The sequence below is a fragment of the Mucilaginibacter myungsuensis genome, from assembly GCF_015222005.1.
Lineage (GTDB): Bacteria > Bacteroidota > Bacteroidia > Sphingobacteriales > Sphingobacteriaceae > Mucilaginibacter > Mucilaginibacter myungsuensis.
The window spans coordinates 83592-102640 of record NZ_JADFFL010000005.1 but is presented as its reverse complement, the minus strand read 5'-3'; the positions used below and the strand labels follow the sequence as shown (position 1 = coordinate 102640).

The following is a 19049-nucleotide window of genomic DNA, read 5'->3' as shown; positions in this document are numbered from 1 at the left end:
AGTCCGGCAAAAGGAAACGGATTACGTACGAAGGTTGTGCACCAATTATTCAATTTGGCTCATTATGCTGTAGTCTTTTGTTATTCCAGCGGGCAATTGAGTTGCTGACCTTTTTACTGGTTTGTTGTAGGTAGCGTCAACGTTCATAAAGTAAATTAACATTGCCTTGATACAACCTGTTATGTTTTTTCGGTAATAAAGTCTAAGTTTGTAAATAATGAAGTGTTTGGCTATCCTCTTCAGTTTCTACATGATCTTGCTGGCAGTGCTGCCATGCAGGGATATGGATGATTTTGGAGGTAGTGAGAAAACATTTACTACAATTACTAAAAGCCATTCTGCTGACGAAAAAGCCGGTAAAGAAACATGTACACCGTTCTGCACTTGTGCTTGCTGTTCTACCGTTCGTACTATAACGCCCTATCACCCGACGATCAGTATTTGCGTTCAGGAGGTGAAACAAAAGTTTGGTCGGCCTGAAGTGCCAGCTCTTTTGGAGCAAAGCCTGTCTGTTTGGCAACCCCCTCAAATCAGTTAATACCTTCCTTTTTTTTTAATCCTTACTGGATAGCACCCTTGCTATGCCGTAAGGAAATCTTGGTATTAACTTAAATTTTCATGTTTGACAAAATCATTGCGTTCTCCATCAGCAATAAACTGGTGGTAGGCGCATTTATCATCATCCTGATAGCAGCAGGTATATTTTCCCTTTCCCGGCTACCTATCGATGCACAGCCTGATATCACGAATAATCAGGTACAGATCATCACACAAGCACCTACGTTGGGTGCGCAGGAAGTGGAGCAGTATATCACTGCCCCCATAGAGCTTGCCATCGCCAATGTGCCGAAGGTTATCGAAAAGCGTTCCATATCCCGCTCCGGCCTCTCCGTTATTACGGTGGTTTTTGAGGATAACGCAGATATTTACTGGGCACGGCAACAGATCAGCGAAGGTCTGAAAGAAGCCGAAAGCCAGATACCGAAAGACACCGGCGAACCGACACTTGCACCCATCACCACAGGTCTTGGTGAGATATATCAGTATGTTATCCATACCAAGCCAGGCTACGAAAACAAATACAGTCCGACCGACCTCAGAACCATGCAGGACTGGATTGTTCGCAGACAACTGGCCGGAACACCAGGAATTGCCGAGATCAGCGGCTGGGGCGGCTATGTAAAACAGTACGAGATCGCTATTGACAATGAAAGGCTGAACAGCCTGAATATTACCGTAAGTGACATCTACACCGTACTGGAAAAGAACAACCAAAATACAGGCGGCTCCTATATTGAACAACGGAGTAACGCTTATTTCATACGCGGTCTTGGTCAGGTGAAGTCACTTGACGACATTGAACACATTGTCGTGAAGAACCGGGAAGATGCCCCTGTTGTGATCGGCGATGTGGCCAAAGTGCAATACGGCAGTGCTAACCGCTATGGAGCAGTCACCCGTAACGGACAAGGGGAAGTAGTTGCCGGGGTGGCATTGATGCTGAAAGGCGAAAACTTTAACGAGGTGATTAAGCGTGTTAAAGAGCGTATGGCGCAAGTTCAAAAGTCGCTGCCGGAAGGCGTGGTCATTGAACCCTTCATAGATCGCACAGAACTGGTAGGCCGTGCAATCGGCACGGTTGAGCGAAACCTCATTGAAGGCGGCCTGATCGTTGTGTTCATTCTGGTTTTGTTGTTAGGTAATCTTCGGGCCGGTTTGGTAGTTGCATCCGTCATACCGCTTGCGATGCTGTTTGCGGTGACGATGATGTACATCTTTGGCGTCTCGGGAAACCTCATGAGCCTCGGTGCCATTGACTTTGGGCTCATTGTAGACGGCGCGGTCATTATCGTGGAAGCCATCGTGCACCGGATCACGGAAGGCAATCGCTTTCCGGGTAAACCAAAACTAAGCCAGCAGGAAATGGATGGTGAAGTGTATGAAGCGGCCTCAAAGATACGTGACAGCGCAGCTTTTGGTGAGATCATCATCCTGATCGTTTATCTGCCCCTTTTTGCGCTGGTGGGTATCGAAGGTAAGATGTTCCGACCAATGGCGGAAACCGTGGCCTTTGCTATCCTGGGCGCTTTCATTCTTTCCCTGACCTATGTGCCGATGGCAAGTGCGTTATTTTTAAGCAAGAACACGCACCACAAACGAAATATATCGGACCGGCTGGTTGATGCAATGCACCGTATCTATATACCTGCGTTAAATGCCGTATTACGGGCAAAGAAACTTACTGTGTTTCTTTCTGTCTGCCTATTGGCCCTTGCCGTATGGGCATTTGCCAAAATGGGCGGCGAGTTCATTCCTACGCTTGAAGAAGGTGACCTGACCGTCGAGATCGCAATGATGCAGGGTACTTCCTTATCCCAGGTGATAGAAACGTTTGGCAAGGCCGAAAAACTATTGAAAAGCAAGTTTCCCGAAATTAAGCAGGCCGTGACGCGAATAGGCAGCGCAGAAGTTCCTACCGATCCTATGCCGTTCGAACGCGGAGATATGATGCTCTCCATGAAACCCAAAGATGAGTGGACATCAGCAGCCGACCGCGCGGAAATGATGGAAAAGATCGAGGAAACCTTAAAAGATATACCGGGAATCAATGTAGAGGTGACACAGCCGATGCAAATGCGCTTCAACGAACTCATGACAGGTATCCGGCAGGATGTTGCGATCAAGATTTTTGGTGATGACCTGGATGTTCTATCGGCGCAAGCGGACAAAGCAGCGAAGTTGATCAGCACCGTAAATGGCGTAAGTGAACCCATTGTCGAAAAGGTCAGCGGCTTACCGCAGGTGGCTGTTACTTATGACCGGCACCAGATCGCGCAGTATGGATTGAACATAGAAGATGTAAATACCGCACTGAGTACCGCATTCGCAGGCCGTGTGGCGGGCGTTGTCTTTGAAGGTGAAAAGCGCTTTGAGATCGTGCTACGGTTGGAAAGAAAACTTCGCTCAGATATTGTGAACATTGAGAACCTGTATATCCCGCTGCCCAGCGGTAATAAAGTGCCGCTTAGCCAGGTGGCTTCCATCCAAATAGAAGATGCTCCTTCGCAGATCAGCCGCGAAGACGGCAAGCGTCGGATATATGTGGGTTTTAACGTACGCGGCCGGGATATCGAAAGTACGGTTAAGGAAATTCAGCAATTACTCAGTCAAAAGTTGAAACTGCCTGCGGGTTACTATACCACCTACGGAGGCCAGTTCCAGAACCTTCAGGTAGCTAAAGTACGTCTCGGCGTTGCCGTGCCGGTAGCGCTCTTATTGATCTTGATGCTGTTGTATTTCACTTTCAGATCCGTAAGGGAGACCTTGCTGATCTTTTCAGCGGTACCCTTGTCAGCCGTTGGCGGCGTTGCTGCCCTCTACCTGCGGGGAATGCCCTTCAGTATTTCTGCGGGTGTTGGATTCATTGCACTGTTCGGCGTTGCTGTACTCAACGGCATCGTACTGATCGGCTATTTTAACCAGTTAGCGGCAGAAGGAATAACCGACATTGTTGAACGTGTGAAGAAAGGCACACAGGTCAGGTTACGTCCCGTCTTGATGACCGCAGCGGTAGCTTCTTTAGGTTTCCTGCCTATGGCGATCTCCAGTACGGCAGGTGCCGAAGTACAAAGACCTTTGGCCACGGTGGTTATCGGCGGCTTAATATCCGCAACCTTGTTGACTTTGCTGGTACTGCCGGTATTATATATCCTGTTCACTAAAAATCACTCCCCTAAAATGCAGACTTCAGGAAAATTACCGGTGATCCTGTTGGTTATCGCCGGAGGCTTGCTGTTTAGCAATTCAACGAAAGCACAGGAAAACAAGCCATTAACGCTGAACGAAAGCATTGAGATGGCGATCAAAAACAACCCGCAGCTTCGGCGGTTGGCATTAGAGGTTAGCCAAAACAGAGCTTTGCAGGGAACTGCTTTTGATCCTGCCAAAACCGACCTGACAATTACCCAGGACCCTACCTCCGGCGGTAACATCGATAACAGCTTAGGCATTACGCAAACGTTCGCTTTTCCTACCGTTTACACCGCACAACGAAAGGTGCTGAATGCACAGACAGGGCTTAGCGAGAAAACAAGGCAAATCAATCAGAATGATCTGATCAGGCAGGTAAAAACAGCATGGTACGAGTTGCTTTATGCGCAAAACAAACTCAGCCAGCTCAGCAGTCAGGATAGCTTGTATAAACGTTTTTCCGAACGGGCAGCCTTACGCTACAAGACTGGGGAAACATCTTACCTGGAACAGTTATCGGCTGTAAATGCGCATAAAGAAATACAAGTTGCAAGAAAACAGGCAGAAGCGGACGTATTAATCGGCAGACAGGAACTGCAACAGCTCTTAGCGGTAGATTATCTTCCGGTAATAGTGTCCACACCATTAACCAAATTGAAGCCGGATACATCAAGCAGCAACACCGTCGCCAGTCATCCGCAACTGGCGTATTATCAGCAGCGCAGCGCCTTAGCTGATGCACAGCTAAAAGCTGAAAAAAGCCGCTATTTGCCAGACCTGACGTTAGGTTATCGCCAGCAATTATTGGTAGGCGCCTTTAATCCGGCCAACATCAACCGCAATTATTTTCCGGGAACACGTGTGGGCGGTTTCGAAATCGGCGTAGCTGTTCCACTGTTTTTCGGTGCACAAAAAAGTAAAGTAAAAGCCGCCCAGTTCGGACAGCAGATCGCACAGGCAGACCAGCAGAACGCCGCATTATTACTCGCCAAGCGATACAACCAAACGTTACAGGAATTAACCAAATACAAGGAAGCGGTTACTTACTATGAAGACAGCGGCTTAAAACAAGCCTCGGAGCAGATACGGATCGCCCAGTTCGCCTATAGTAAGGGGGAGATCGGCTATGTGGAGTTTATACAGAATATGACCCAGGCTGTAAATACCCGGTTGGCCTACCTTGCAGCATTACGTGATTACAACAAAACCATTATTGAACTAGACTACCTTACCACAGGAGGAAATCAGAAATGAATTGTAACTTTTTGAAAATACACTATAAAAGATTGGCATATCTGCTGATCGGATCCCTCATATTGACGGCCTGTTCGCAGCAACCTAAGGAAGAAAAAGAGGAAACAGAAAAAGAAGCGCCGAAAAAAGAAGCTGAAGGCGTAAGCCTGTCCCAAAGCCAGATTGATGCCGTGGGCATCCGTTTAGGCACCATTGAAGAAAAGAATTTAAAATCGGTCGTTAAAGCCAGCGGCCAGTTGGAAGTACCGCCTCAGAATAAAGCAGAAGTGACGCTCCTCATGGGTGGCGTCGTGAACCAGGTGTTCGTTTTGGAAGGTCAGCACGTGGTTAAAGGACAGAAACTGGCGACCATTGAAAATAATCAATTGATACAGTTGCAGCAGGATTACATGTCTGCACAAAGCAGCTTGTCCTACGCTATCAAAGAATATGAACGTCAGAAAGAACTAAACGACGCCAATGCAGGGGTTGGAAAAATATTTCAGCAAGCGGAAAGCACGCTCAGGTCTGAAAAGGCAAAGGTGGCTGCGTTGAGCAGACAGCTTAGGCAGGTCGGTGTAAGCCCCGAAAGCGCCGCTCACGGACGCTTTATTACCGAAATACCTGTTTATGCGCCTATAAGTGGCACGATCGGCAAGATCGTTATTCAAACTGGTTCCTACGCAGAACCCGCGAGGCCCTTAATGAGCATTATAGATAATTCCAAAGTACATTGTGATTTGGTGGTTTATGAGAAAGACCTTTTTAAGGTTAAGGCAGGACAACAAGTGTATTTTACCCTCACTAATCAGAATAACCGGGAGATCACTGGCAAGATATACGGTGTGAATCAGTCTTTTGAGAACGAAAGTAAAGCGATTATCGCGCATGCAGTGATCGAGCAAGCCGCAAAAAATAACCTGATCCAGGGCATGTACGTATCTGCTTTGATCGATGTTGGCAGGCAAACGACGACAGCCGTTCCCAGTGAAGCGCTTGTCAAATCAGGCGGTAAGGAATACATCTATTACCTGGTTAGGGTAAACGACGCTTCTGAAAAGAAGCAAGACAGTAAACGTGATGAAGAAGGTCCGTCCGGCAAATCCTATGTTTTTGAAAAGGCAGAAGTGGTAACAGGTGTAAGCGATCTTGGGTACACAGAGATAAAACTGGTCAGCGAATTGCCTAAAGATGTTCGGATAGTAACAAAAGGAGCGTTTTACATTCTATCGTCTGAAAGTGCTACCGGTGACGAAGATTAATTAAAGGATTAAAGAAGATGCGCATAATAGTGATGACACTGCAATTCCTGGCCGGAATGTCGCTGCTCGTGCTGGTGCATGAGCTTGGGCATTTTCTGGCCGCAAAAGCTTTCGGTATACGGGTAAGAAAATTTTATTTGTTCTTTGATGCCTGGGGATTTCGGTTGTTTAAATTTCATTTTAAGGGCACCGAATATGGTATAGGCTGGTTGCCTTTAGGCGGCTATGTGAAGATGGCGGGCATGCTGAGTAACCGGGACGATGAAGAAGGGAACGAAGGCTCATTTGCTCACCGTCGTTATCATAATAAACCAGTTTGGCAACGGGTCATTGTTATGCTGAGCGGCATTTTAATGAACCTGATATTAGCGGCGGTGATCTATTCAGGCCTTACCCTGCATTATGGGAAGGGTTATGTTACCACACTGAAGGATGGGTACCGGATCATACCGGGCCAGTTAGGTAAAGAAGCGGGCTTGAAGCCTGGTGATCAGATTGTAGCTTTTGATCAGGATTCCCTCTTAGATGTTGATGAATTAACAAGTACGCGTTTGATGCGAGGTAAGACACTATTGTCGGTAATTCGTTCCAACGGCCGGGAGCGTGTGCATCTGCATATTCATGTTTCCCCTAAGATCATGCAATCGGTTGCCGATAAGGGGCTAACGCAATTCTTTACGCTCAACGCAGGATATAAAATGGATTCCATTTACACCAATGTAGACTTGCGTGGTAAAAAACTGTTTCAAAAAGAACCTGTAATTGCCTTAAACGGCGATTCTGTGCATTCTTATGAAGAGTTTTTGGTTAAACTTCACAAGAATAAGACCAAAGAACTGATGCTGACTATTGTGCATGATGGCAAGACCAGGCAGGTGAAAGCGCATCGTGAAAAAGACGGGGACATCGGATTCAGCATGACTACTGCATTTTCCGGGAAAGTGAATGATCCGGTAAGTGTGTCCGATGCAGCGGGAAACGGCGCAAAGAGGACAATGACGGCCATTGCAAACAATGCCAGAGGCTTCACGCAGATCTTAAAAGGAGAAGTTCCGCTAAAGGAAGCACTGAATGGGCCGGTAAGAATTGCCACCATGTTCGGCGATCACCTGGACTGGAAACGCTTTTGGGGATTGATCGCTTTGCTGTCTATCGGAATAGCATTCATCAACTTGTTACCCATTCCCTCACTGGATGGCGGGCAGGTATTGATGGTAGCTATAGAAGGTATTCGGGGAAAACCCACAAAACCTGAAACTTTGGAGATGGTACAGGTAACAGGGTTTTTCCTGCTCATGGGAATATTGGCCTTCGTATTTTATAATGACATCCGAAGCCTGATTTAAAACATATTTGATAAACACTACTTAAAATAATATAATGGAAAACAACGAAAATAAAGCAGCAAACCGGGAAGCAAAAGGGCAAGCTGTTGAGGATAACACCTCTTCACTGAACGAGAAGGACGTACATGATGCTGATCAGCATGCAGCAGGTGAACATGAGCACGATGATGAAGATGAAGCATTGAATCTCACTGGGAAAGCGGAAGAAGAAGAGACCTGGCTAAGCCACTGGCCGTTGCTGACCGCGCTTGTCATATTGATCGTCATGCTGACGCTGGAATACGGCTTCAAATACCAGCCGCCGTTTCCCATTAACTTGATCATCTTTTTGGTAGCCTTTGGCTTAGCTGGTTATAATGTATTGGGCATGGCATGGCGCAAGGCTAAGCATTTTGATTTCTTTAATGAATTTTTCCTGATGAGCGTGGCAACTATCGGTGCGTTCAGTATTGGTTCCTATAGCGAAGGCGTTGCCGTAATGGTATTTTACTCCATTGGTGAATGGTTTCAGGATGCAGCCGTTAACAGGGCCAAGAAAAGTATCAAGGCGCTTTTGGATATCAGACCAGATAAGGTAACAGTAATCCGGGACGGCAAGAACAGCGAGGTAGACCCAAAAACGGTAAAAGTGGATGAGATCATCCAGGTTAAAGCCGGAGAGAAAGTAGCATTGGATGGTGAACTTTATTACGATGCAGCGAGTTTTAACACCGCAGCACTGACCGGAGAAAGCAAACCCGATACTAAACGTAAAGGTGAAAAGGTACTGGCGGGTATGATCAATCTGGACAAGGTAAGCGAAGTACAGGTCAAGGCGCTATTCAAAGACAGTAAGTTGAGCCAGATATTGGAAATGGTTCAGGACGCCACCGCCCGTAAATCGCAGACACAGCTTTTTATCAGCCGCTTTGCAAAAATCTATACGCCCATTGTTTTTGCACTAGCCTTACTGGTATGCTTTGCGCCATACTTCTTTGTGGACGCCTATAACTTTCACCAGTGGTTTTACCGCGCCTTGGTGTTTCTGGTGATCAGTTGCCCGTGTGCTCTCGTGGTATCCATCCCACTGGGCTACTTTGGCGGTATTGGTCTTGCTTCCCGAAACGGCATCCTGTTTAAGGGTTCAAACTTTTTAGACGTGATGACGAAGATCAACACCGTGATCATGGATAAAACGGGTACACTCACCAAAGGGGTTTTCAAGGTTCAGGAGATAAAAACCGCTGCCTTAAGTAAAGAAGAATTGGTGAGCCTGGCTGCGGCAATTGAAGCAAATTCGACACACCCGATTGCTAAGGCGGTAGTCGAATATGCAGGCAATCAGGACAAAAGTGTCAAAGCAGAAAACGTTGAAGAAATCTCGGGACACGGCTTAAAGGGTTCGGTGAATGGCAAGACGGTACTTGCCGGAAATGTAAAGCTGTTGAAGAAGTTCAATGTTCAGTATCCGTCGGAGGTAGACAACTTGGTAGATACGGTTGTCGTGTTGGCCGTAGATAACCAATATGCAGGCTATATCACGATTGCCGACGAGATTAAGGAAGATGCAAAAGAGGCTATTGAGCGGATGCACAGCCTGAAGCTCCAAACCGTCATGCTTTCAGGCGACAAGCAGGCCGTTGTTGATAAGGTCGCCAAAACGTTAGGTATCGATCAAGCTTTTGGTGATTTACTGCCTGATGGAAAAGTTGAAAAGGTACAGGGCTTTAAGAATGCAGGCAGCCGTATTGCCTTTGTGGGCGACGGGGTGAACGATGCACCGGTTGTTGCCCTGGCTGATGCAGGAATTGCCATGGGCGGTTTGGGAAGTGATGCCACCATTGAAACCGCTGATATTGTCATCCAAAATGACCAGCCATCTAAAATAACTACAGCAATCCGGGTCGGCAAAATCACAAACCGTGTCGTTTGGCAGAATATCACAATCGCCATGGTCGTGAAGGTTATTGTGCTGGTATTAGGTGCGGGTGGTGTTGCAAATTTGTGGGAAGCCGTGATCGCTGATGTAGGTGTGGCGTTGCTTGCGATTCTGAATGCCGTAAGGATACAACGAATGAAGTTGTAGTTCTCCTAACTGAAGTTTTATTGTTTGAAACATTGTCGTTTAGCTTTCCAACGTTTGTCGGTTGGCAAATATGTTAATTGGGGTTGTTCTCTTCGATTGACATATTTTGAAGTGCATGAACTATAAAGCCCTTTACGATCTGTAAAGGGCTTTATAGTTATTAATAATTCAGTGTTATCCCAGCTCCATATCCCATGTCGCTATCATAATGCGTAGAAAAGGAAAAGTACTTGGTGACAATATATCTTAAACCGGCCATGTATTCTTTGTCTGTATTTCCCATGATATTAAAGCGTAATCTGCTGCTGATAGGAACATCTTCCCGCATGAGTTGAAACCGCAGTTTGCCTTTACTGTCGAGCCTCGCTTCCGCGGTGACCAGCATGGGCAGCGTATATTGCACACCAATTACCGCGGCCTTGCGGTTGGTCTGGTTGCTTACCTGCCCGAATAGGTTTTTCTCCGTTTCATTTTCCATTTTGTTATAATGGTAGTCAAAGCCGATGAAGGGAAACAGCCACTGCATTTTACCGAAATAGCGGCCAAAGTAAGTTTCACTTTCATTACCATGATGTGCTTGCAAGCCTAAGCGCCATTCTGTGGACAACCGGTAACGGGTATTGGCAATCATAAACTCCCCATCGCTGCCATTGCTTTCCAGACCAATATTTCCCATAGCATGAAACATGCGGTCGTCTGCGAACAGTTTGCGCTGCGCATATTTCGGATCGGGCAACTGGGGGTTAGGTGGTGAATTAGTGTAGCTGAAAATCTTACCCATTCCGCTCATCATATGGTATAGGATATGGCAATGAAAGAACCAGTCCCCGCTCTCTGTGGCTGCAAATTCTATCGTATCAGTTTCCATCGGCATAATGTCCAGAACGTTTTTCAGTGGCGCATATTCACCCTGGCCGTTCAACACCCGGAAATCATGGCCATGCAGGTGCATGGGATGCCGCATCATGGAATTGTTGTATAATACAATGCGGACATTTTCCCCTTTTTTGATCAGGATCTTATCACTTTCAGATACCGTCTTGTTATCAATCGTCCACACATAACGGTTCATATTTCCGGTAAGCTCAAAACGCATCTCCTTTAGGGGGCCGGGGCGCAGCGTGGTTTTCTCCGTAGCTTTCAACATGCCGTAATTCAGGGTCACAATGTCCGCATCATCGCTGCTCATATTCATGCCCGACATACTGTTGTTATTCGAGCTTTGCATGTTATGCCCCTCGTGCCCCTGCATAGCAGCTTTCTTTTCAGGTGCAGCGGGCTCTTTTTTCTTACGACCATAATCGGTACCGGTAATTTCCGGATACATCACAGCGTTCATGTCCATCTGCTGATTACTCATCTGCATGCCCATCGGTTCCATGTCACCGTTCATTTTCATCATGCCGTTCATCATCTTCATCCCCTCGAAGTATTTGAGCTTACCTAAAGGTTTTGCCGGCATCTTCATACCTTGACCCAGCCACAGGGAAGTTGACTTGGTTCGGTCTTCGGCGGTAGCCAAAAATTCATAGCTCATGTTTTCCGGGATAGTCACGATCACATCGTAAGTTTCCGCCGGTGCAATGATCAGCCGGTCTACCTCCACTGGCTGCACATCATTCCCATCATTTCCGACAACGGTTATTTTTCCGCCTGACCAGGTAAGCCAGAAATACGTGGAAGCGCCACCGTCTACGATACGAAGTTTAACTTTATCACCTCCTTTAAAGCGTTTAACTTCATTGGTTTGCTTGCCATTGGTCAGGAAGCGTTCGTAAAAAACATCGCTGACATCCATCGCATTCATTCGTTTCCACTCATTGGCGACCTTAGTTTTGAAATAACCCTTGTCAATCGCTTCGGCATAACTTTGCGTGGTGCCCTTACGGATAGAAAACCAATCTGAGGCGTTATGAAGCCTGCGGTCTACTTCCTTAGGGTTCATATCTGTCCAGTCACTTAGCACCACCGGTATGGTAGGAATTGCAGGCTCATTGACTTTATTGAAGATCAATGCGCCATACATACCGCTTTGTTCCTGCACACTGGTGTGGCTATGGTACCAATAGGTACCGTTCTGTATCACTTTGAATTTATACAGGTAGGTCGCATGGCCGTTGATCGGCATTTGCGTAAGGTACGGTACACCATCCATTGCGTTTGGAAGGAATACCCCATGCCAGTGAATAGAGGTTTCTTCGTCCATCAGGTTATGGACATAGATCTCGGCAGTATCACCTTCAGTAAATGTTAGCGTAGGTGCCGGAATACTGCCGTTTATGGCAATTGCCCGTTTCGGCTTTCCTGAAAAATTAACGGTCGTATCCTTAATATACAGATCATAGCGCACGTTTTTCGGCTTATGGGTCGGACCAGGGTTCTCTGCCGGATGCCCGCCTTTTTTGGCGCTTTCTTCCTGTGCTTTTTTATTCTCTACCGGGATATTCTGCCCGCCCTTTGTAGGTGACAGGACGTTTCCGATAGGCTTTGGTGGCGAGGTCGGTTTTATGGGCGCTTTTTTTACGGGAACAACCGCCGGGGAACTGCTCTTAGATGCCGCAGGTTTCTGGGATTGCTGCTTGATCAGCGCCATACCGCACTTTGGACAGGTTCCCGGTTTGCTGCGCTGAACCTCTGGGTGCATACTGCAAGTATAGACGGCCTGCTGTGTCTGTTCAGCAACAGGAGCCGCAGTCTTCGCCTTCTCCCTGACCAATGCCATACCGCATTTTGGGCACGTTCCTGGTTTGCTCCTGTGGATTTCCGGGTGCATGCTGCATGTATAGGAAACCTGCTGTAGTATCTCTCCTGCGTGGTTGGTGCCGGTACCGTGCGCCGCTTTCGAGGTGCCGATAAGACCCATTAACAAGATATATAAGATTAATTTTTTCATTTTTCTATTTAATTCGGGAAAGGCTGTCTTTGTTATTGCGCATCCAGCTAATGATCAACTGCTTTTCAGTATCGGATAATTTCGCACTTTGATGTATCAATGTATAAGTGCTTAAAGGCATCGTTCCGTCTTCGACGCTATTTGCAACAGCGCCTAATTTGCTTTGCCGTCGTCGCCGGGAATAGTTGCCAAACTCATCGAAGTTCAACTCTTTCTTGCCATCCCTAATGTGTCCGTCCAGCCACCAACGAATAGGCTGTACTTTAGCATACCACGGGTAACGGGTAGAGTTGCTATGACAATCATAGCAGGATCGTTTCAAAATAATACCAATGCGTTCGGGCACTGGCAAAGTCCGATACAGATCATGTCCCGCAGACTCGTTGTTTTCATTACGTTGCTGCGGTAGAAATTGAATACCTACAACTACGATAAACCCTAATAACAAGCCTAATTTGATGGGACGCATGCTTAATTCATTTCTTCTTTGACGGTACCGCAACCCAACATTTCCTTCCCCATATAAGGGTTTTCAATCTCCTTTTTCTCACTCACCCAATTAGCACCTTTTCCCTTGTTGTACATCGGGCAATGGTCATAATAAAGCTTGTCACCGGTAGGGTTGCCTGCTTTCACCAGATCATACATATCCTGGCTAAGGGTTTCGAAATGCTCCCGCTGATGCTTGATGTTTCCGGCATTAGCCCCGATATGTTCCGCATGTTCTTTAATATCATCAGCAACATCCTGAAATACTTTGGCCTGTTCACCAGAAAGTGATTTACTATCTAAAGAAGCCATAGCCTCAACCAAGCCTTTACCAGCTTCCGCTGCATCTTTATCATCGTCTTTAGACAGAGCATTTTTCAATTGCAGATACCCGTTTAAAACTTTTTCAAGCGGTTTCCCCGAATCTTTTGGTTCAGGCGCAGTTGCTGCTTGCCTGCTGCTGGTGTCAGCACCGGTTGTCGCAGTTGCCTTTTGATTGTTATTGCATGCGGTAAATAAGAGGCCGGACATCGCCAAACCTAAAAGGAATATTTTCATGTTATTTTGTGTGTAGTGAAGTATCTAATGGCCTAAGCCAGAGGCTTAGGCCATTAGATACTTGTTCGTTATTTAATAGTTTCAACCACCTGTCCGCAGGTAAGCATGGAACTGCCGTAGTAAGGATTCTTAATAGCTTTCTCACTGCTCAACCAATTGCTTTTTTTCATCGGGCAATATTGTTGATAGATCGGCTCCGCAGAGAGCTTGGCAGTTTTAGCCAGTGTGATCATATCGGTTGACAACCCTGCAAAATGCATCCTTTGGCTTTTTAGGTCTTTGCTTTCTGCAATTTTCCCTGCATGCTCCAGTAAGGCATCACGATTGGTGATTACCTTGACATCTGTATCTTTGATCGCTTTTGCCAGTTCGCCGGACTTAGAAGCTGCCAAGGCTGCATCGCCGCTTACCAAGGCGTCTTTCACGCTGTAATATAACGGCAACAGCGATGTGGACTGCGCTTGATGTGCCGCATGGTCTTGCTGTGCGAAACTGTTTTGAGTTATGGCGCTGCTGATCAGCGTAAGGATTAAAATTAGCTTTTTCATTTTTATTGGATTTTTACTGTTAATTGTTATTTCTTTTTATGCGGCTGTTGCCATCTGCTCGCAGGCGGCCGCGCACTTACGGCACATTTCCGCGCATTCCTTGCAATGTTCCATACCCATTGCTGCGTGTTTCTCGCACTCCTGTGCGCACTCGTTACAAATACGGGTGCAGAGGCGGCAAAGTTCCTGGCTAAGACCGCTACCCAGACTCATGAGCTCTGCTGCTGAACGGCAGATCGCCGCGCATTCCAGGTCAAGCTGGATGCATTTGGCAAGCATCTTTACGTCTTCTTCTTTTAAACACTCGGTAGCGCAATGGCTACAAGCGACCGCACAGGCTACACATGCCTGAATACAGTCCTGAAATTTTGCGTGTGACATAATTCGACTTAATTAAAGGGTAAACTGATTATTGGTTACTGTTTGCAGCCATCCATTTTTGAAACTCAGTTATTTCATTTTGCTGGTCGGCAATCATTTTTTCGGTCATGGACTTAAACATCGGATCTTTTGCGTATTGTAAGATCGCTTGACCCATTTTAATGCCGTCTGCATGGTGCTTGGCCATCATCATGGCAAATTCATGGTCTACACCTGCCGCTTTTTCTTGCGGCATCTGCATCATGCTCATCATGTTATCGGACATTGCTTTACCCAGGCCCTGATCCGTATTTTCCGGGTCATAGTTCTTTTGTGCATCCTTGTATTTACTGATCAGTTTATCCAGGTCGTCAACTTCTTTTCCCTGCATATCCTTGATCTTTTGCGCCATCTTCTTGAGTTCGCTATCTGATCCCTTTTCCAGTTCGACAGATGCCATATCAACTGCCCCCTTATGATGTTCCCGCATGGCGACTGCAAGATCATGATCTGCGTTACCCGATTTCTTTAACTGATGCATATTTTCCATCATCTTACTCATCGAAGTCTTCATCGCCGAATCTGCCTCACCCGCGGCAGGGGTCATTGTGTGTGCCGGAGTGTCAGCGTTCATGGTTGAATCGCCCGTCTGATTATTTTTTTGCTGGTTTTGACAGCTTGCAAAAATTGCCGCTACGGCAACTAATGACAGAATGAACCTGTTTTTCATAATGTACATTTATTAAGTAATGAGAATTAAATCTTGTCAAGAGGTTTCCTACCGTTGGCATCAAGTGCTTTAAACTCCCGTGGTGAAATGCCGGTAAGTGCTTTGAATTGATTGGATAAATGAGCGCTGCTGCTATAGCCCATCTTCCAGGCGATCTCATTTAGGTTTAACTCCCCGTATTGTAAGAGCTCTTTAACCTTTTCGATCTTTTGCTGGATGACGAATTTCTCAATGGTGATATCCTCCACCTCAGAAAAAAGGCGGCTGAGATAAGCATAATCCTTATGGAGCCGTTCAGCAATCACCGTCATAAGGTTTTGGTGCAATTCACTGAGGTCACTATGATGAACCAGCTCTACCACCACATTTTTGATACGCTCCGTAAGTTTGTTCTTCTCTTTGTCGATCAGTTCAAACCCGAGGGTTTTCAGTGCAGCTGATAACTGTTGCAATTGTTCATCCGTCGGTTCGGGCTGAACCTCTGCCGTGCCCAGGTCGATAGCAGAAACCGACAGGCGCTGGTTTTCCAGGAGTTGGCTTACGACCATAATGCAACGGTCGCATACCATATTTTTAATATGTAATATCATTTTTTCAATTCAAGCTTATAAATAGACCATGGGAATGTCTGGCCGCAAAAAAGAAGAGCGGCAAAGCTTGAATCAAATAAGAAGAGTTCGGTTAAATAAATATAATGGCGGACGGTTAAGCTGTGGAGGTCCAGTCGTATGGGGCCAGCTATGGAGTTCTCGTGCACTAAGTAGCCTTTCGGGCAAAGAAACATAAGGCGTTGGTACGACACTCAAAGTAAGCGTTGTAAGCTGAAGCCGGAAGTTATCCTTCAGGTTTTCTTTGACCAGGTATAGCCCGTGGTCTTTTGCACAACAATTGCAGTCCTTACCGGGGCCGCAATCATCGTCTTTGGCTTCTTTGCCACCTTTGGAATGTTCACTATTATCGTTGTGCTTTTCCCTGGCCTCATCATGGTGAGATTCCATGGCAACCTTCGGTTGAAAAAGATACATTTCCGTACAATGTAGAAGGCACGCAAAAGCACCTGTTGTTAACAACAGGTAAAATGCAGCCATGCTTATTGCACCTATCTTTCTCATTTGTTTTTAAACACTGAAATTGGCTTATTGTTCGATTCCTTTAAGGCTTAATCCCTTACTGCTCCATAAAGCAATAAGGGTATACCTTGCCGGTTCCGGCAAGGCTAATTTACGATATCTTTTCTGCTATATATCCTTTTTCCTTCAAAGTGCCTACGATCTGTTCAGGAGTTACTTCGCTTTGCGCCTGAACGGTAAGAATTTTTTCCGGGTTTGCGGTATCAACCTCCCATTTTTCGATACCAGCCAGGCCGTTGAGTGATGGGGTGACCGCAGCTATGCAGCCGCCGCATTTGATATTGGTTTTAAATTTCAAGGTTTCCATTTTTTAATTATTAAGTGTTAGTTGAGAAAATTTTAAACGAAGGCTGTTGCTGACAACCGAAACAGAGCTTAAGGCCATCGCGGCACCGGCGATCATCGGGTTCAATAAAAAACCGTTGAACGGGTATAATATCCCTGCCGCAATCGGAATACCGATCAGATTATAGATAAATGCCCAAAATAGGTTTTGACGAATGGTTCGAACGGTCAGTTTTGATAAGCGCAAAGCTTTGGGTATCTGCATCAGATCTGACGATACCAATGTAATCTTGGCTACGTCGATAGCTATGTCAGAGCCTTTTCCCATAGCAATAGAAACATCTGCCTGCGCCAGTGCGTGACTGTCATTTATGCCGTCGCCCACCATGGCTACAACCTTTCCCTGGGATTGTAACAGTTTAACGAACTCGGCTTTATCAGCAGGTAATACATCTGCCTGATAATCTGTAATTCCGGCCTGTGCGGCAACCGCAGCGGCTGTTTGGGCTGTATCTCCGGTCAGCATATAAACCGCAATTCCACGGCTTTTCAACTCCTGTACTGCCTTAGCCGAACTTTCTTTGATCTGGTCGGCAATAGCGGCAATGGCCAGCACTCCGGATTGTTCAGCGAAATAAATTACCGTTTTGGCCTGTTCCTGTAAGGCCGCTACTTTGATTTGCAGTTCTTTGCTAATGCTGATCTGTTCCTCCTTCAAAATTTTATAGCTGCCCGCCCAATAGGTTTGTCCATTAGACCTGCCGTAAACACCTTTGCCGGTCAGGCTTTCAAATTGTTCAACGCGAATCGGCTGAACGTCATTAGCTTTCAAGTGGGCAGTAATAGCGGCTGCAAGGGGGTGTTCCGATTGCTGTTCCAAAGCAAGCAAGATGCCTGATAAGGTTTTCTTATCGATTTTTAGCCCTTCTTGCCAGATCAAATCAGTTACTTCGGGTTTGCCTTGGGTTAGCGTACCTGTCTTATCCAACACCACAGCATTCACTTTGTACCCCAATTCCAGGGCTTCTGCATCTTTGATCAGTATACCGCTTTCTGCCCCTTTGCCGATTCCGACCATGATTGCGGTAGGCGTTGCTAAGCCAAGCGCGCATGGGCAGGCGATAACCAGCACCGTTACCATGGCCAGCAGGCCCTGGGTAAAGGCGTTCTCCGAACCAACCATAACCCAGGTGGCCAACGTAAATAATGCAATGCCTATCACCACCGGCACAAATATCCCGGCTATTTTGTCGACCAGTTTCTGAACGGGCGCCTTAGAGCCTTGGGCATCCTGTACCATTTTAATGATTTGGCCGAGCATTGTTTCTCCACCTACTTTCTCAGCGGTAAATCTGAAACTGCCTTTTTGATTGATCGTTCCTGCGAATACTTTATCTCCTTTACTTTTAGAAGCGGCGACAGGCTCGCCGGTGATCATGCTTTCATCGACAAAAGAACTGCCATCATAGATTTCACCGTCTACAGGTATCTTTTCACCGGAGCGTACAAGCAGCCGGTCACCGATTTGTACATCGGATACGGGAATTTCTTTTTCACCGCTGTCAGTTATCATCATTACGCTCTTGGGCTGTAAGCCAACTAACTTTTTGATGGCCGAAGAGGTGTTCGATTTGGCACGCTCTTCCAAAAGTTTACCGAGCATGATAAAGACGATCACTACTGCGGCGGCTTCGAAGTAAACATGTGGGTGTAGGCCTCTGCGATGCCAAAACTCAGGATAGAAGGTATTGAATAGGCTAAATAAAAAAGCAATGCCTGTGCTTAAGGCAACCAGTGTATCCATGTTCGCACGGCCATGACGAGCCTGTTTGAACGCATTTATGAAAAAGTTTTTACCGAACCAAAAGACAACCGGGGTGCTTAAACACAGCATATAGTAATTCGCGAAAGGAATGTTCATAAAGAACATGCCGATAATTACAACCGGTATCGTTAAAATTGCGGCTGCAATCATACGCTTTTTCAAAGCCGTATAATTAGTGCGTTGCACTTCCTCCTGTTTTTCTTTACCTGTCGTTGTATCAAGTATTAGGTCGTAACCAATGGACTGAACCGCTTGTTGTAATGTAGGCGGCTGTACCTGATCAGGGTGGTAGACGACTTTAACAGATTGCGTAGCATAATTAACTTCGGCTTTGTCTACGCCTGGCTGAGCACCGATCATACTTTCGACACTTCCTGCGCAGGCTGCGCAAGTCATGCCCAGAACGGGAAAAGAAAGAGTCTCTATATTCGCTGACGTCTTCATAAAACTTCTTATTTTACGTTACAAATATCGTGTAGTGTGGAGTGATCATTTTTACAGGATTTTGTGGAAAAGTTATAATATTTCGATTTAACACCATCATCAATCGGGCTGTGTTGATGCTAGGTTACTCA

16 protein-coding genes are annotated in these 19049 nt (G+C 46.3%); 6 read left to right on the top strand and 10 right to left on the bottom strand.

All coding sequences use genetic code 11. The features are described 5' to 3' along the window. Positions 1 to 217 precede the first annotated feature (217 nt). From IRJ16_RS23190 to IRJ16_RS13920, 5 genes are all read left to right on the top strand, one after another. Positions 218 to 538, top strand: a complete 321-nt coding sequence (locus tag IRJ16_RS23190) for a DUF6660 family protein (RefSeq protein WP_353959039.1) — start codon at positions 218 to 220, stop codon at positions 536 to 538. An 80-nt stretch (positions 539 to 618) separates the two neighbouring features. Continuing rightward, positions 619 to 5004: a CusA/CzcA family heavy metal efflux RND transporter gene (locus tag IRJ16_RS13935; protein WP_194112219.1), complete on the top strand. Its 4386-nt coding sequence runs from the start codon at positions 619 to 621 to the stop codon at positions 5002 to 5004. Between the two features lie 32 nt (positions 5005 to 5036). Continuing rightward, positions 5037 to 6245 (top strand): efflux RND transporter periplasmic adaptor subunit, encoded by a 1209-nt coding sequence (locus tag IRJ16_RS13930; protein ID WP_194112218.1) that lies wholly within the window; start codon positions 5037 to 5039, stop codon positions 6243 to 6245. 32 nt (positions 6246 to 6277) lie between these two features. Further along, positions 6278 to 7591, top strand: a complete 1314-nt coding sequence (gene rseP / locus IRJ16_RS13925; protein ID WP_194112217.1) for an RIP metalloprotease RseP — start codon at positions 6278 to 6280, stop codon at positions 7589 to 7591. 34 nt (positions 7592 to 7625) lie between these two features. Continuing rightward, entirely contained in the window at positions 7626 to 9656 is a 2031-nt protein-coding gene (locus IRJ16_RS13920; protein WP_194112216.1) for a heavy metal translocating P-type ATPase, read from the top strand. A 160-nt stretch (positions 9657 to 9816) separates the two neighbouring features. Here IRJ16_RS13920 and IRJ16_RS13915 read toward each other — a convergent pair whose 3' ends face one another. From IRJ16_RS13915 to IRJ16_RS13895, 5 genes are all read right to left on the bottom strand, one after another. Then, the gene (locus IRJ16_RS13915) at positions 9817 to 12549 is read right to left on the bottom strand and encodes a multicopper oxidase domain-containing protein (protein ID WP_194112215.1); all 2733 of its coding nucleotides are present in this window, start codon (positions 12547 to 12549) and stop codon (positions 9817 to 9819) included. 4 nt (positions 12550 to 12553) lie between these two features. Then, positions 12554 to 13018 (bottom strand): heme-binding domain-containing protein, encoded by a 465-nt coding sequence (locus IRJ16_RS13910; protein WP_194112214.1) that lies wholly within the window; start codon positions 13016 to 13018, stop codon positions 12554 to 12556. Between the two features lie 2 nt (positions 13019 to 13020). Beyond that, positions 13021 to 13596 (bottom strand): DUF3347 domain-containing protein, encoded by a 576-nt coding sequence (locus tag IRJ16_RS13905; protein ID WP_194112213.1) that lies wholly within the window; start codon positions 13594 to 13596, stop codon positions 13021 to 13023. A 68-nt stretch (positions 13597 to 13664) separates the two neighbouring features. Further along, positions 13665 to 14144: a DUF3347 domain-containing protein gene (locus IRJ16_RS13900; RefSeq protein ID WP_228080147.1), complete on the bottom strand. Its 480-nt coding sequence runs from the start codon at positions 14142 to 14144 to the stop codon at positions 13665 to 13667. Between the two features lie 36 nt (positions 14145 to 14180). Beyond that, positions 14181 to 14357, bottom strand: coding sequence for a four-helix bundle copper-binding protein (locus tag IRJ16_RS13895; protein WP_353959041.1), 177 nt, complete (start codon positions 14355 to 14357; stop codon positions 14181 to 14183). Between IRJ16_RS13895 and IRJ16_RS22910 the strand changes: the two genes are divergently transcribed. Then, positions 14356 to 14496 carry a hypothetical protein gene (locus IRJ16_RS22910; RefSeq protein WP_228080214.1) on the top strand — a complete coding sequence of 47 codons (141 nt, stop codon included), beginning with the start codon at positions 14356 to 14358 and terminating at the stop codon, positions 14494 to 14496. The two genes, IRJ16_RS13895 and IRJ16_RS22910, sit on opposite strands and share 2 nt — an antisense overlap. A gap of 57 nt (positions 14497 to 14553) precedes the next feature. Here IRJ16_RS22910 and IRJ16_RS13890 read toward each other — a convergent pair whose 3' ends face one another. The 5 genes from IRJ16_RS13890 to IRJ16_RS13870 all read right to left on the bottom strand — a co-directional run bounded on the left by IRJ16_RS13890 (position 14554) and on the right by IRJ16_RS13870 (position 18918). After that, positions 14554 to 15234 carry a DUF305 domain-containing protein gene (locus tag IRJ16_RS13890; RefSeq protein ID WP_194112211.1) on the bottom strand — a complete coding sequence of 227 codons (681 nt, stop codon included), beginning with the start codon at positions 15232 to 15234 and terminating at the stop codon, positions 14554 to 14556. 26 nt (positions 15235 to 15260) lie between these two features. Next, positions 15261 to 15824, bottom strand: a complete 564-nt coding sequence (locus IRJ16_RS13885) for a helix-turn-helix domain-containing protein (protein WP_194112210.1) — start codon at positions 15822 to 15824, stop codon at positions 15261 to 15263. Positions 15825 to 15896: 72 nt separating this feature from the next. Next, the gene (locus IRJ16_RS13880) at positions 15897 to 16346 is read right to left on the bottom strand and encodes a hypothetical protein (protein ID WP_194112209.1); all 450 of its coding nucleotides are present in this window, start codon (positions 16344 to 16346) and stop codon (positions 15897 to 15899) included. A 109-nt stretch (positions 16347 to 16455) separates the two neighbouring features. Next, positions 16456 to 16671 carry a heavy-metal-associated domain-containing protein gene (locus IRJ16_RS13875; protein WP_194112208.1) on the bottom strand — a complete coding sequence of 72 codons (216 nt, stop codon included), beginning with the start codon at positions 16669 to 16671 and terminating at the stop codon, positions 16456 to 16458. 3 nt (positions 16672 to 16674) lie between these two features. Next, on the bottom strand, positions 16675 to 18918 hold the full coding sequence (locus IRJ16_RS13870) for a heavy metal translocating P-type ATPase (RefSeq protein ID WP_194112207.1): 2244 nt from the start codon (positions 18916 to 18918) through the stop codon (positions 16675 to 16677). Positions 18919 to 19049: the final 131 nt, after the last annotated feature.